The organism is Coriobacteriia bacterium (genome assembly GCA_014859305.1).
In the GTDB taxonomy this organism is placed as follows: domain Bacteria; phylum Actinomycetota; class Coriobacteriia; order Anaerosomatales; family Kmv31; genus Kmv31.
This window is the reverse complement of record JACUUM010000005.1, coordinates 25,424-38,954: the sequence shown is the minus strand read 5'-3', so window position 1 is coordinate 38,954 and position 13,531 is coordinate 25,424. Positions and strand designations below refer to the sequence as shown.

Below are 13,531 nucleotides of genomic sequence, written 5' to 3'. Positions count from 1 at the left end.
TCATGAAGCGGACCCTGCTGCTGTCGACCATCCTGGCCGTGATCGTCGGCTCGACGCCCGTCCTCGCCGCGGAGAGCGTCCAGGTCCCCGCCATGGCGGTGCAGGTCTGGCCGGAGGGCGAGCCGGGGCAGATGCTCGTCGTCGTCTCGGCGGAGATCCCGCCCGGTGCCGAGCTTCCCGCAGCAGTGGACCTGCCGCTGATCGAGGGGGCGGAGCTCCTGTGGTCGGGGGAGGTCCTCGGGGGAGACCCGAACGCCGACATCGAGCGCGAGGGGACCCTCGTGGAGGCGACGGGCGGGCAAGCGCTCAGGATAGGGTTGGAGTCGGGCCGCGTCGCACAGTACGAGGCGGTGACGGGCCGTCTGGCCGTAGACGGCGACGAGGTGTCGGGGACGGTGAGGTGGCTGCAGAGCGTGCGGACTCCCGTGACCCGGTTCTCGGTGCGGCTGCCCTCGGGGGCGCGTGAGATCAGCGTCCGTCCGGCCGCCGTTCTCGACCCGCGGCGCAACAGAGCGGGCGAGCTGCTCTACACGCTGCCGGACCGGGAGATCGAGCCGGGGGACGAGGTGAGCGTCGACGTGTCGTACCGTCGCGCGGCCGCTGTGCTACCCGCAAGCGGCAGCGGGCAGGGTGGTGGTGCGGGGGGCGGTTCCACCGTGCTCATAGTGGTGCTCGGTGCGGTGGCGGCCGCCGCCGGAGCGCTGGCGCTCATGGTGCATCGTCGCTCCACCGCGGAGCAGGCGCAGCCGTGATGTGTGCCTGACGTGCGGGAACGGGGTCGGGAGGCTCCTTGCCGTCGGTCCCGGGCTTGTGCGAGAATCCGTGTCAGCCGGGCGCAGGAGCCCGGTATCGGATCGCGAGGGTCACCGAGCCACCGGTGACGCGGCCGGGCAAGCCGCGCGGATGTCGCACTCGCACGAGCGTGACCCCGAGCAGAGGCGGGGGCGGAAGGACGGCTTGCATGGCTGAGGGTACTGTCAAGTGGTTCAATCCGGACAAGGGTTACGGGTTCATCTCGCGGGAGGACGGGGACGACCTGTTCGTCCACTACTCCGAGATCCAAGGCGAGGGGTTCAAGACCCTCGACGAGGGTCAGGCGGTGTCTTTCGAGGTCACCACCGGGCAGAACGGTAAACTGCAGGCGAGCAACGTCCGCAAGCTCTAGTCCGCGGATCGCGGGAACCACACGGGCGGCCCGGCGGGCCGCCCGTTGTCGTTGGGGCGGTCGGTGTCCCGGAGGGCGGGCCGCCTTCGGGGCACGGAGGCGGGCGTGGGCGAACGGATGCGGAAAGGGGGCACCGTGAGGATAGCGCTGCACGCGTGCTGCGGGCCCTGTCTGCTCGAGCCCCTGGCCGCGCTTCTGTCCGAGCACGAAGTGCTGGTGGTGTACGCCAACCCGAACATCCACCCCCTGCGGGAGTACGAGCGCAGGCGGGACACGCTGACGTCCTACGCCGAGGATCGGGGACTGGAGGTCGTGGAGGCGGCCTACGACCCCTCGGCCTGGGTGGAGGCGGTCGCCGGTGCCGCGGGGGACCCGGGCCGGCGATGCGAGCGCTGCTTCAGGCTGCGTCTGGGCATGGCCGCCCGGGAGGCCGCGCGCACCGGTGCCGAGGCGGTGGCGACGACGCTGACTGTCAGCCCGCACCAGGACCCCGAGGCGATCGCCCGCGCAGGTGAGGAAGCATGCGCCGAGCACGGGGTGCGTTTCCTGGCGACCGATTTCCGCTCCCGGTACCCGGAAGCCGTCCGGCGCTCCAGGGAGCTCGGCATGTACCGTCAACGCTACTGCGGCTGCATACTGAGCGAAGCCGAGGCCGCAGCCGCAAGCCGAAGCCGCGGGGCGCGCTGACGGGCGGGAAGGAGAGGACCCGGCACCTCCGCGACGGGCATCGCCGGAAGGCCGGGTCCGTGCGTATCGGAGGAGCGAGGCGCAACTGCGGCGCTGCTCCTCGGCGAGCTACTTCTTGAGGTAGATCGTCTCGCCGCGGCGGACGACGGAGACCTGCGCGAACCTGCCGTTCATCCGCTTGGCCTTCAGGAGGCCCTGGTGGATCGTCGCGGGCTTCTTCTTCGGCACCTCTACGCGCACGGATGCGTTCTTGCTGCCGAGGAAGTCGTCGAGCACCTTCTCGTACACCGTCGCCTTGGAGATAGGCGGGATATCCTCCGGTATCAGCTTGTACTTGGCGTCCATGCATACCTCCTTCCGTGACCACTCCCCTATCCGCGCAGGGAACGATGACGCAACGATGAGCGGAATGCAAGCCCAAGGAATGACCGTCGACTTAGCGTAAGCATGCGCTGAAGCCTGCATCCGCCTTTCACGACACTGTTAGTACCCATTGGACGGCCGAGTGGCCGACAGGAGGCGAAGTCCCTCGGCCTCATGGCGTATACTCCCTTCGGCCGCCCCGATGAGAGGCACGCCGTGCTCACCGAGGACTTCGACTACGACCTTCCCAGCGGGCTCGTCGCGCAGCACCCCGCCCAGCCACGGGACTCGTGCCGGCTGCTCGTGCTGGACCGCGTCAGCGGCCAGGTCGACCACCGCGTCTTCGCCGACCTGCCCGAGCTGCTGTCCGAGGGCGATCTGCTGGTGGTCAACGAGACGCGAGTCATGCCCGCGCGGCTCAAGGGCGCCAAGGACGCCACCGGCGGCGCGGTCGAGGTGTTGCTCCTCCGGGAGCGCTACGAGGACACCTGGGAGTGCCTCGTCCGGCCGGGGAGGCGGCTGAAGCCCGGCGCGCGGATCGTGTTCGGCGACGGCGGCCTCACCGCGCTCGTCGTGGACCAGCTCGAGGGGGGCGGGCGGCTGCTGCATCTCGCCTACTCGACGCCCACCCTGATGGATGCCGTCCACGAGCTGGGCGAGATCCCGCTCCCGCCGTACGTCACCGAGCCCCTGGAGGACCCGGAGCTCTACCAGACCGTCTTCGCCCGGGAGGAGCGCTCGGCGGCCGCCCCGACCGCGGGCCTGCACTTCACCCCCGGGCTGCTGGAGCGCCTCGGCCGCGGGGGAGTGCGCGTGGCGCGCATAGGACTCGACGTCGGCATCGACACGTTCCTCCCCGTCACCGAGGAGAACGCCGAGGACCACCGGATCCACGCCGAGCGCTTCCACCTGAGCGAGGCCGCTGCGCGCGAGACCGCCGAGGCCGGCAGGCGCGGTGGCCGGGTCGTCGCGGTCGGGACGACGGTCGTGCGCGCTCTCGAGTCCGCCTACGACCACGAGAGCGGAGAGGTGGTTCCCGCCGAGGGGCGCACGGACCTCTTCATCCTGGCCGGTTTCCGTTTCAACGTCGTGGACGCCCTGGTGACGAACTTCCATGCGCCGCGGTCCACCCTGCTGATGATGGTGAGCGCATTCGCGGGACGCGAGAACGTGATGGGGGCGTACCGCACGGCCATGCGGGAGGGCTACCGCTTCCTGTCCTTCGGCGACGCCATGCTCATCCTGTAGAAGCCGGCGCTGCGCCGTCGCGCCGCCTTCAGAGAGGCTCCCACCACGTCCAGAAGGGGTTGCCGGCCGCGGGGTCCCCCGCGGCGGTATCGGGAGCCACGGCGAAGCCCTCCTCGGCACTGCGGCCGGGCGGGGTGAACACGGTCACCCCCGCGTCGTCGGCACCGGCGGGGGAGAACGTGGGCGAGCCGTCCGGAGACGCGGGCTCCGGTAGGCTCCCGGGCAGCCTCGGCCAGTCGCCGAAACGTTCGATCGTATCGGACGCCAAGGCGTAGTCGCGGCCTCCCAGCGTCCGCTTCACGAGCCGGAACGCAGTCCACCGCCCCGCCTCGTCGGCTATGAGGATCGTCTCCGCGTCGTCCGGGTCGCGGTGCACGGCGACGCTCTCCGCCGGCCCCGACCCGTCGCGGGCCGTCCTGGCGCTGCCGGCCAGCTCCGGCGGCTGCGTCGTCTCGCGCGAGCCCAGCACGCGGTACGCGCGGCCCTCGAACGCGACCATCTGGGGGGCCGGCGACGCGACGTCCCCCTGCCGCGAACGTCCCCCGGTCGCGCTCTCCGCGTCGCCGGGGTAGCCCTGCTCGCCGGCGGTGTCGAAGGGAGACTCGGCGTCCAGGGCCGCCGGGGCGCCGGAGGAGCCGTCGCGGATCATCGGCGTCGTCATGAGCGTGATGCCGTAGTGGGTGAGGAGCCCGAAGCCGACGATCAGCGCGGCGGCGGCCGCGAGGCGGCCGGGCGAGCGCCACGGCGGCGGCCGCGGGCGAGGGGCCGGCTCGGCTTCGGGCCCGTCCTCGGCGGGCACCTCCTCCACCCGTCCCGCGGCGCCCTTCGTCCACCTCGCCGTCGCCACGGCCGCCGCCGCGAGGGCGGCATCGTCCTCGGCGACGCGGCGCATGACGGAGGGCGCGAGGGACGCGGGGGCGACGGGTCCGGGCACACGCAGCGACTCGAGGCCCGCGGCGAACGCGCGGCAGGGCGCGCACGCCGCGCAGTGACGCTGGACCTCGGCGAGTCGCCGTGCCTCGACGGCCTCGGCGTCGAAGGCCTCGGAGAGGGTCTGCTGCGCGCTCAGGCAGTCCACCTATGCGGCACCCCCCTTCGCCTCGGCCTCACCCAGTACGTGCAGCAGCGTCCGCCGCGCGCGGAACACGCGGGACTTCACGGTGCCCACCGGCACGGCGAGCGCTTCGGCGGCCTCCGCGTAGCTCAGCCCGAAGAGCGTCACCGCCCCGAGCGCGTCGCGGTCCTCCGGAGCCAGCGCCGACATCGCGGACTCCAGCGCGCGCGCCTCGGTCACGCCCTCGGCGAAATCCGGCGTGGCGCGCTCGGGGGCCGTCAGCGGGTCGACGGGCAGCGGCCGGCGCTTGCCCGCGCGGAACATGTCGAGGCAGACGCGGCGGGTGACGGTGTAGAGCCACGTGGAGAACGACGAGCGCCCGTCGAAGGTCGCCAGCGAACGGTACACCTTGACGAACACCTCCTGGGCCGCGTCCTCGGCCGCGTGGGGATCGCCGAAGAAGCGCAGGGCGTGACCGTACACGGCATCCGCGTGCGCCCGAACGAGCCGCTCGAACGCGTCCGTGTCGCCGAGTCTCGCCGCTTCCACGTCGGCGGTGTGGTCACCGTCGCGCCGCATGCGCCCCTTCAGTCACGGGCCGCTTCCGTCTAGACGTCCCGGGCGGCCGTCCGGTTCACGCGCGAGCCCGTACAAACGCCGCGCGCTCCGAGAAGCATAGCACCGCCCCGGCCACCGGGCGGCTCCCCGGCTGCGCGAGCGGCGCCCGCCGGGCGTTCTCGCGCCGGCCTCGCCCGACCGGTAGAATCAGCCCCCGTGACGTCGACCTTCCACATAGACGCGCGCGATCCGCGCACCGCGGCTCGAGCCGGCGTGCTCGTCACCGCCCACGGGGAGGTGCGCACGCCCGCGTTCATGCCGGTGGGCACACGCGCGACCGTCAAGGGGATGACGCCCGAGACGTTGGCCGGTATCGGAGCGAGCATCGTGCTCGCCAACGCGTACCACCTCTTCCTGCGCCCCGGACACGGGCTCGTGGACCGGGCCGGAGGGCTCCACGCGTTCATGAACTGGGACCGGCCGGTGCTGACCGATTCCGGCGGGTTCCAGATCTTCAGCCTCTCGGACACGTTGAGGGTGAGCGACGAGGGCGTCGAGTTCCGCTCCGTCGTGGACGGGACCACGCACGCGTGGACGCCCGAGGAGAACATGGCGATCCAAGAGGCGCTCGGCGCGGACGTGGCGATGGTGCTGGACGTGTGCCCGCCGTACCCTGCCGAGGAGAGCGTGGTCGCTCGAGCCGTGAGGCGCTCCGCCTCGTGGGCCGCGCGGTGCAAGGCCGCGCACGCCTCGCCGGACCAGCTCCTCTTCGGCATCGTGCAGGGAGGGCTCTACCCGCACCTGCGCGCCGAGAGCGTCGAGAGGACCGCCGGGATCGGCTTCTCCGGCTACGGCATCGGAGGCTACTCGGTGGGAGAGCCCCACGATCGGATGCTCGAGAGCTTGGAGCCCGTGGCCGCGGCGCTGCCCTCCGACGCGCCGCGGTACCTGATGGGGGTCGGCAGCCCCACCACCATGCTCCGCGCGGCCGCGCTGGGCGTCGACCTGTTCGACAGCGTGCTGCCCACGCGCACGGCGCGGCTGGGCACGGCACTGACCTCACGCGGCCGGATGAACATGCGCAACGCGCGCTGGGCCGACGACCTCGCGCCGCTCGACGTGGCGTGCTCCTGCCCGGCGTGCGCGGGGTTCAGCCGCGCCTACATACGCCACCTCGTGAACGCCAAGGAGATGCTGGGCGCGATCCTGCTCACCACTCACAACCTATGGTTCCTGTCGCACCTCATGGAGCGGGCGCGCGAGGCGGTCCTCGGGGGTAGGTACGGGGTGTTCCTGCGCGAGTGGCTCGAGGGGCCGGGCGCCGAGGATTTCTGAGGCGGACGGAGGGAGCGCGGCCAGGCGGTGGTGTATGATTGCGGTTCGCCCGCGGGGCCGTCCGGCTTCGGGAGCGCGGATCCCGGGAGGTGCAATGAACCAGACGTTCACGATCGTCTATCTCGCCGTCATCGTCGCGGCCTTCTACTTCCTCGTCATCCGTCCGCAGACGCAACGCCAGCGCCAGCAGGCCGCGCTCACCGCCTCGTTGCGCGAGGGCGACCGCGTGCTGACGGCCGGGGGCGTCTACGGCGTGGTCGTGAGCCTCGGGGAGGAGAGCCTGCGCCTCCAGGTGGCCGACGGCGTCGTGGTCGAGGTGGCGAAGGGCGCCGTGGTGCAGCGCGCCGAGTTCGTGGCCGGCGCGGTGGGGGAGTAGATGGGGCAGTCCGAGTTCAGGACGGTCAGCCTGGAGGAGATCCAGACCGACGTGGGCGTGCTCGCCTACCTCGAAGCGGGTGACGACTACCTCGGCGCCATCGGCTACACGGAGCACGGGTTGCGCCACGCGAACCTCGTGGCGCACATCGCAGGCAACATCGTGCGGCGGCTCGGTTACGCCGAACGCCAGGCCGACCTCGCGGCGATGGCGGGGTTCCTGCACGACATCGGCAACTGCATCTCCCGCGAGGACCACGGCGTCTCCGCGGCGCTGCTCGCCAAGTCCGTGCTGTGGCGCCTCGGAATGGACCCGCGCGAGATCGCCGTGATCATGAACGCGCTGGGCAACCACGAGGAGGAGTTCGGCATCGCCACCACGGTCCCCGGCGCGGCCGCCATCATGGCCGACAAGTCCGACGTCCACCACACGCGCGTGCGCAATCCCGACCCCAAGACGTTCGACATACACGACCGAGTGAACTACGCGGCGAAGCGGTCGTTCCTGCGCGTGGACTCGGACGCACGCCTGTGCACCCTGGAGATCGACATCGATATCGAGAGCGTGTCGGTGATGGAGTACTTCGAGATATTCCTGTCCCGCATGCAGATGTGCCGCAGGGCGGCGGTCGTGCTCGACTCGACCTTCAGTCTTGTCATAAACGGCACCAAACTGCTTTAGTCTTCTTCGGCGCCGGGGCCGCCCGCGGCACTCCTCGCCGGCGTCCTCAGGGTTCTTCCGCACTACCGGAAGGCAGGAGATGGATCCCAGGCAACGCAACGTGCTGTTCGTCGCGGCCATGGTCGTCCTGGCCGCGCTGGCCTGGTGGCAGTTCTGGCCGCCGGGCGCCCAGATACGGCAGGGGCTCGACATCCAAGGCGGTGTCTCGGTCATCCTCACCGCCGAGGAAGTCGGTGTGACCCAGCAGCAGATGGCGCGTGTCGAGACCGTCATGCTCAATCGCGTGAACGGCCTCGGCGTCTCCGAGGCGACCGTGCAGCGCCAGGGCGACCGGTCGCTGCTCGTGCAGCTTCCCGGCGTCCGTGACGTGGAAGGCGCGCTCGAGGCGCTCGGCAGCACCGGCCGGCTCGAGTTCGTGGACGTCGCGAGCCTGCCGGCGACCGTGCAGGCCGGCATCGAGGAGGGGGCGCAGATCCCGGAGGGCACCCCCTACGAGCCCGTGCTGACCGGGGAGGTCATACAGCGGGCGGCCCCGGGTACGGACGACCTGGGCAGGATCGTCGTGAACCTGAGCATGGACCGGCGGGGCGCCGAGGCCTGGGCGCAGTACACCGGAGCCAACGTGGGCGAGCGCGTCGCGATCGTGCTCGACGGCACCGTCCAGTCCGCGCCGCAGATCAGGGAGCGCATCCCCACGGGCGAGACGCAGATATCCGGCGACTTCACGCCGGAAGAGGCGAGGCGGCTCGCCGCGGTGCTGGAAGCGGGTGCCCTGCCCGTCTCGCTGGAGTTCTCGGAGTCGCGCGTCGTGGGCCCGACCCTGGGACAGGAGTCGCTTCGCCAGGGCCTGCTGGCGGGTCTGGCGGGCCTGGGGCTCGTGGCGGTCTACATGCTGGCGGTCTACCGGGGCCTCGGCGTGCTCAGCTGGGTCAGCCTGGGCGTCTTCGGCTCGATCTTCCTCGGGATCCTGGCCGTGATGTCGAAAGCGGGCGTGTTCACGCTGACGCTGCCCGGCATCGCGGGCATCGTGCTCACCGTCGGCCTGGCAGCCGACTCGGCCATCCTGATGTTCGAGCGCTTCAAGGAGGAGGTGCGGCTGGGCAAGACCGCCCGCAGCGCCGCTGTCTCCGGCACCCGGCACGCCTACGGGACGAACCTCGACGGCGACCTCGTCACGTTCGTCACCGCGCTGGTGCTGTACGTCCTGTCGATCGGGCCGGTGAGGGGGTTCGCGCTCACGCTGATGATCGGCCTGGCCGTCGACCTGTTCGTCGCCTGGTTCCTGACACGGCCCGCGATGATCCTCATCGCCGAGTCGGCGGCGTCCAAGACGCCCTGGCTCCTCGGCCTGAGGGGAGGTGGGACCCGTGCCTAGGATCGAGTTCATCGGCAGGAGCCGCTGGCTCCTCGCGTTCTCGGCGGCGCTGGTGCTGTTCTCCGTGGTGGCTCTCGCGGTCCGGGGACTCACCTTCGGCATCGAGTTCCAGGGCGGCACGGTGATGCACTTCATCGGCGCGGACGACACCGGCGTCGAGGACGTCCGGCAGGCGCTCGACGACGCCGGGGTCCCCGAGGCGGCCAACGCGACGATCCAGCGCACCGAGGAGGGCGAGTTCATCGTACGCACGGCCGAGTCGGACCCGGACGCGGCCGCGGAGGCGCTCGACCGGCTCTCCGGGATCCTCGGGCTGCCGGAGCAGGAGCCGAACGTCACCACGATCGGGCCCGGGTGGGGCCGCAACATAACGAACGCGGCGTTGCTGGCGCTCGCTGTCTCGCTCGGGGCGATCCTGCTCTACATCGCCGTTCGCTTCGAGTACAAGATGAGCGTCATCGCCGTGGGCACGCTGGTCCACGACATCGTCATCGTGCTCGGCGTCTACGCGCTCGCCGCCCGGGCGGTCACGCCCAACACCGTCGCGGCGCTGCTGAGCATCCTGGGATACTCGCTGTACGACACGGTCGTGGTCTTCCACCGTATCCGCGAGAACTCGCAGCACCTGGTGAAGACGACCTTCTCGCACATGGCCAACGACTCCTTGAACCAGGTGCTCATACGCTCGCTCAACACGTCGGTGACCTCGATCATCCCGGTCATCGTGCTGTTCTTCTTCGGCGGGGAGACCCTGCAGGACTTCGCGTTCGCGCTGATGATAGGGATAGCGCTGGGCGTGTACTCCTCGATCGGTTTCGCCACGCCCCTGTACGTCATGTGGAAGGAGACCGAGCCCAAGTACCGCGCGCTGGCCAAGCGGGCCGGCCGCACCTCGTAGCCCGAGGGCCCGTCCGTCACTCGCGGCGGGGAGCGGCCGATCGCCGGCCGCGCCCCCCGTCCCGTGTCGGAGGCGTCGAGTAGGATCGTGACCATGACGGAAGCCGCTTGTCCCCGCAGCCCCTGGCGCCTCGCGCGCGTGGACGAGGCCGCCTGCCGGCGGCTGGCCGAGGAGGGCGGCTTCTCGCCGGTCATGGCTCGCTTGCTCGCCTCCAGGGGCATCTCGGAACCGGCCCGGGCCCGGGCGTTCCTGGCGCCGTCGCTGGACCTGTCCTGGCGGCCGCCCGAGGAGCTGCCCGGCATGCCCGAGGCGGCCGCCGAGGTCGCCGCGGCGGTACGGGAGGGGAAGCGGATTGTCGTCTTCGGCGACTTCGATCTCGACGGCATCTCGGCGGCGGCCGTGGGCGCGTGCGGTCTCGGGGCACTCGGCGGAGAGGCCGTGGCGCTGGTGCCGCATCGTTTCCGGGAGGGGTACGGTCTCTCGGAGCCGGCCATCGAGCGGATCCTGGCCGAGCGCCCGGGGCTCGTCGTCACGGTGGACTGCGGGATCTCCTCCGCCGCGGAGGTGGACCGCCTGCTCGCCGCGGGCGTCCGGGCGGTGGTGACCGACCACCACGAGCCGGGCGCCGGCGTGCCGCGAGGCGTGCCGGTCGTGGACGCCAAGCTCGCCGGGCGCGAGGCGCCGGGGTGCGACCTCGCCGGCGCGGGCGTGGCGCTGAAGCTCGTGCAGGCCGTCGGGCGCGCCCTGGGCGACACGGAGGGCTGGCGGGAGCTGACCGACCTCGCGTCGCTGGGCACGGTGGCCGACGTCGTGCCGCTGCTCGGCGAGAACCGCGCGCTGGTGGCCGACGGGCTCGCACGCATGCGCTCCCGTCCGCGGGCCGGCGTGGCCGCCCTGGCGCACGTCGCGGGCGTCGAGATCGACTCCGTCGTCTCGGAGCAGGTGGCGTTCTGGCTGGCCCCGCGCCTCAACGCCGCGGGGAGGATGGCCGACCCGGCGCTGGCCCTCGAGCTGCTGCTCGCCGAGGAACCGCTCCACGCCGCCGAGCTGGCCCGCACGCTCGACGAGCACAACCGGCTGCGGCAGGCGGCGGAGCAAGACCTGTTCGAGGAGGCCGAGGCGCTCGCGCGCGAAGGGCTGCGTCCCGGCGACCGCGCCCTCGTGCTCGCCGGTGAGGGGTGGCACGACGGCGTCAAGGGGATCGTGGCGGCCCGGCTGGCCTCGGCCTTCGGCGTGCCGACACTGCTGTTCCGCACCGAGGACGGGGCGGCCGTCGGCTCCGGCCGGACGTGGGGGCGCGTCGACCTCTACGAGACGGTGTCCGCTGCGGCGGACCTCCTGGACCGCTTCGGGGGCCACGCCGCGGCCGTGGGCCTCAGCCTGCCCGCCGATCGCCTGGACGAGTTCCGCGAGCGGATGGCCGGCACGCTGGCGACGCTTCCCGAGAGCGCGTTCGCCGTCGAGACCGTGGTCGACGCCGAGGTCGCGCTGGAGACGCTCTCGCTCGAGCTCGAGGCCGAGATCGCGCTGCTGGAGCCGTTCGGGCACGCGAACCCCCGCCCGCTGCTCGCGACGCGCGGCGTGTTCATGAACGGCCGCCGCCGGGTCGGGCGCGACGGCACCCACCTTCGGTTCGACGCGTTCGACGGAGCCGTCTCGGTCGGGGCGATCGCGTTCCGCTGCCGGGACATAGAGAGCCTGACGGAGTGCTGCCAGGCGGTCGACCTCGCATACCAGCTCAACGCCGACGAGTGGCGGGGGCGGCGGCGGGTCGCGATGCAGGTGCGCGAGGTGCGCCCGCGGCCCGCTCCGCGGGACGCGCCCGCCGCCGAGCTGGTCGAGGACCTCTTCGCCCGCGCCGAGGAGGTGCTGGCCCGCGCCGAGGAGGCATACGCCGGCATCGGAGAGGCCGACGCGTTCCACAGCAAGCTCGCCGGCGTCACGTTCGAGGGGCGGCAGGACGTCGTCGCTCGTCTGCGGCCGGGCACGCCGCTGCGGCTCGACCGCCAGCCGGACAACTCCCACGACCCGAACGCCTGCGCGCTGTTCGACGCGGCCGGGGACCAGGTCGGCTTCCTCAACCGGCACCTCGCCGCGGCGCTGGCGCCCGTCCTGGATGCCGGCGTCGAGTACGACGTCGAGGTGACCGAGGTGACCGGCGGCGAGCCGCCGGCCGGATCCGCGGCCGAGGAGGGCCCGCGGAGCCTCGGCGTGAACGTGCTCCTGTCGCGGCGCGACGCCTCCGCCGAGGCGTCCGAGGCGGTCGAGGCGGCGCTGGAGCGGCGCGCTGCGCTGGCGGGGCTCGCCCCGGACGCGCTGGAGGCGGCGCTCCTGCGCCACTTCATCGGGGAGCGCGAACCGCACTCCGCTCAGCGCGAGGCTCTCGCCCACCTGGACCGAGGACGCAGCTGCCTGACGGTGATGGCGACGGGCCGGGGCAAGTCGCTCATCTTCCACGTGCACGCGGCGCGCCGCGCGATCGCGTGTGCGGAGGCGTCCGTCTTCGTGTACCCGCTGCGCGCGCTCGTCGCGGACCAGGCGTTCCACCTCGAGGAATCGCTCGCGGCGATCGGCGTGTCCTGCCGCACGGTCACGGGCGAGTCCACGCTGACCGAACGGGACGCGCTGTTCTCGCAGCTCGCCGAGGGCCGCGCCGACGTGGTGCTCACCACGCCGGAGTTCCTCGAACTCGACTCCGCCCGCTTCGCCGAGAGCGGGCGGGTCCGCTTCCTCGTGGTGGACGAGGCCCACCACGTCGGCCGGACGGCGGGCGGCCACCGTCCGGCATACGGGCGGCTCGGCCGCGTGCTGGAGGTCCTCGGCGGTCCGGTCGTGTGCGCCGTCACAGCGACCGCCGGGGACGCCGCCGCCGGCGCGGTGCGCGAGGTCCTCGGCATCGAGACCGTCGTCGCGGACCCGACGGTACGCGAGAACCTGTCGCTGGAGGACCGGCGCGGAGCCGCCGGGCGCGCCGAGGAGAAGGACGTCTACCTGGCCGCGCTGGCGGCGAGGGGCGAGAAGCTGATCGCGTACGTGAACAGCCGCGAGCAGTCGGTGCGCATCGCTCGCACGCTGCGCGGTCGCGTGCCCGGAGTGGCCTGGCGGGTGGCCTACTACAACGGCGGCCTGACGCGATCCGCCCGGCACGCCGTCGAACGGGCGTTCCGAGACGGCGAGATCACGGTGGTCGTCGCGACCAGCGCCTTCGGCGAGGGCGTCAACGTCGCGGACGTGCGGCACGTCGTCCTCTACCACCTGCCTTTCAACGACGTCGAGTTCAACCAGACGTGCGGACGGGCGGGACGCGACGGCGCCCCCGCCGCGGTCCACCTGCTGTTCGGGCCGAACGACGCCAGGCTCAACGAGATGATCCTCTCCTCGTCGGCGCCCTCGCGCGAGGATCTCGGCGCGCTCTACCTGACCTTGAGGGAGATGCAGGCCGGGAGCGAGGGAGGGCCGTTCGAGGTCACCAACGCCGAGCTCGCCGAGCGGGTCCGGCGGCGGGACCGCCGGAGCAGGCTGACCGACCGCGGCGTCTCCGCCGGCATCGGCGTCTTCCGAGAGCTCGGGCTCGCCACGGGAGAGGGGAGCGGGTCGTACCGGCGCCTGCGGGTGCCCGACGCGCAGCGCAGGGTCGACCTGACGTCGTCGGTGCGCTACGCGGAGGGGCTGCGGGAGATCGAGGCGTTCGAGTCGTTCCGCGCCTGGGTGCTCGGCGCACCGGCCGAGGAGTTGCTAGCACACCTCAACCGCCCTATCCTGCCATCACCCGTCGCCTGAGAGGACGCGAG

The 13,531-nt window shown here is 72.2% G+C and carries 13 protein-coding genes; 10 read left to right on the top strand and 3 right to left on the bottom strand.

Annotation, left to right across the window (positions count from 1 at the left end):
* Nucleotides 1-2 precede the first annotated feature (2 nt).
* The 3 genes from IBX62_01780 to IBX62_01770 all read left to right on the top strand — a co-directional run bounded on the left by IBX62_01780 (nt 3) and on the right by IBX62_01770 (nt 1,852).
* Nucleotides 3-752, top strand: a complete 750-nt coding sequence (locus IBX62_01780; GenBank protein MBE0475816.1) for a hypothetical protein — start codon at nt 3-5, stop codon at nt 750-752.
* A gap of 209 nt (nt 753-961) precedes the next feature.
* Entirely contained in the window at nt 962-1,165 is a 204-nt protein-coding gene (locus IBX62_01775; GenBank protein MBE0475815.1) for a cold-shock protein, read from the top strand.
* A 105-nt stretch (nt 1,166-1,270) separates the two neighbouring features.
* Nucleotides 1,271-1,852 carry an epoxyqueuosine reductase QueH gene (locus IBX62_01770; GenBank protein MBE0475814.1) on the top strand — a complete coding sequence of 194 codons (582 nt, stop codon included), beginning with the start codon at nt 1,271-1,273 and terminating at the stop codon, nt 1,850-1,852.
* Nucleotides 1,853-1,960: 108 nt separating this feature from the next.
* Here IBX62_01770 and IBX62_01765 read toward each other — a convergent pair whose 3' ends face one another.
* Entirely contained in the window at nt 1,961-2,197 is a 237-nt protein-coding gene (locus IBX62_01765; protein MBE0475813.1) for a hypothetical protein, read from the bottom strand.
* A gap of 192 nt (nt 2,198-2,389) precedes the next feature.
* Between IBX62_01765 and queA the strand changes: the two genes are divergently transcribed.
* Nucleotides 2,390-3,463 carry a tRNA preQ1(34) S-adenosylmethionine ribosyltransferase-isomerase QueA gene (gene queA, locus IBX62_01760; GenBank protein ID MBE0475812.1) on the top strand — a complete coding sequence of 358 codons (1,074 nt, stop codon included), beginning with the start codon at nt 2,390-2,392 and terminating at the stop codon, nt 3,461-3,463.
* A gap of 28 nt (nt 3,464-3,491) precedes the next feature.
* On the opposite strand, the gene IBX62_01755 is transcribed toward queA, so the two are convergent.
* Both IBX62_01755 and IBX62_01750 read right to left on the bottom strand, forming a co-directional pair.
* A complete protein-coding gene (locus IBX62_01755) occupies nt 3,492-4,541 on the bottom strand; it encodes a hypothetical protein (GenBank protein MBE0475811.1) in 1,050 nt (349 codons plus the stop codon).
* The gene (locus tag IBX62_01750; GenBank protein MBE0475810.1) at nt 4,542-5,096 is read right to left on the bottom strand and encodes an RNA polymerase sigma factor; all 555 of its coding nucleotides are present in this window, start codon (nt 5,094-5,096) and stop codon (nt 4,542-4,544) included. It abuts the gene before it with no gap.
* A gap of 195 nt (nt 5,097-5,291) precedes the next feature.
* Here IBX62_01750 and tgt point away from each other — a divergent pair, with 195 nt between their 5' ends.
* The 6 genes from tgt to recJ all read left to right on the top strand — a co-directional run bounded on the left by tgt (nt 5,292) and on the right by recJ (nt 13,520).
* A complete protein-coding gene (tgt, locus tag IBX62_01745) occupies nt 5,292-6,410 on the top strand; it encodes a tRNA guanosine(34) transglycosylase Tgt (GenBank protein ID MBE0475809.1) in 1,119 nt (372 codons plus the stop codon).
* A gap of 94 nt (nt 6,411-6,504) precedes the next feature.
* Nucleotides 6,505-6,786 carry a preprotein translocase subunit YajC gene (gene yajC, locus IBX62_01740; GenBank protein ID MBE0475808.1) on the top strand — a complete coding sequence of 94 codons (282 nt, stop codon included), beginning with the start codon at nt 6,505-6,507 and terminating at the stop codon, nt 6,784-6,786.
* On the top strand, nt 6,787-7,467 hold the full coding sequence (locus tag IBX62_01735) for an HD domain-containing protein (protein ID MBE0475807.1): 681 nt from the start codon (nt 6,787-6,789) through the stop codon (nt 7,465-7,467).
* 79 nt (nt 7,468-7,546) lie between these two features.
* On the top strand, nt 7,547-8,842 hold the full coding sequence (gene secD, locus IBX62_01730; GenBank protein ID MBE0475806.1) for a protein translocase subunit SecD: 1,296 nt from the start codon (nt 7,547-7,549) through the stop codon (nt 8,840-8,842).
* Nucleotides 8,835-9,740 carry a protein translocase subunit SecF gene (secF, locus tag IBX62_01725; protein MBE0475805.1) on the top strand — a complete coding sequence of 302 codons (906 nt, stop codon included), beginning with the start codon at nt 8,835-8,837 and terminating at the stop codon, nt 9,738-9,740. The genes secD and secF overlap by 8 nt, the downstream gene beginning before the upstream one ends.
* Nucleotides 9,741-9,833: 93 nt before the next feature.
* Entirely contained in the window at nt 9,834-13,520 is a 3,687-nt protein-coding gene (gene recJ / locus IBX62_01720) for a single-stranded-DNA-specific exonuclease RecJ (GenBank protein ID MBE0475804.1), read from the top strand.
* Nucleotides 13,521-13,531 lie beyond the last annotated feature (11 nt).

Coding starts and splice junctions, on each gene's coding strand:
- IBX62_01775 (MBE0475815.1), top strand. CDS start 962: ATGGCTGAGGGTACTGTCAAGTGGTTCAATCCGGACAAGGGTTACGGG.
- IBX62_01735 (MBE0475807.1), top strand. CDS start 6,787: ATGGGGCAGTCCGAGTTCAGGACGGTCAGCCTGGAGGAGATCCAGACC.
- IBX62_01750 (MBE0475810.1), bottom strand. CDS start 5,096: ATGCGGCGCGACGGTGACCACACCGCCGACGTGGAAGCGGCGAGACTC.
- yajC (MBE0475808.1), top strand. CDS start 6,505: ATGAACCAGACGTTCACGATCGTCTATCTCGCCGTCATCGTCGCGGCC.
- secD (MBE0475806.1), top strand. CDS start 7,547: ATGGATCCCAGGCAACGCAACGTGCTGTTCGTCGCGGCCATGGTCGTC.
- IBX62_01765 (MBE0475813.1), bottom strand. CDS start 2,197: ATGGACGCCAAGTACAAGCTGATACCGGAGGATATCCCGCCTATCTCC.
- recJ (MBE0475804.1), top strand. CDS start 9,834: ATGACGGAAGCCGCTTGTCCCCGCAGCCCCTGGCGCCTCGCGCGCGTG.
- IBX62_01780 (MBE0475816.1), top strand. CDS start 3: ATGAAGCGGACCCTGCTGCTGTCGACCATCCTGGCCGTGATCGTCGGC.
- queA (MBE0475812.1), top strand. CDS start 2,390: ATGGCGTATACTCCCTTCGGCCGCCCCGATGAGAGGCACGCCGTGCTC.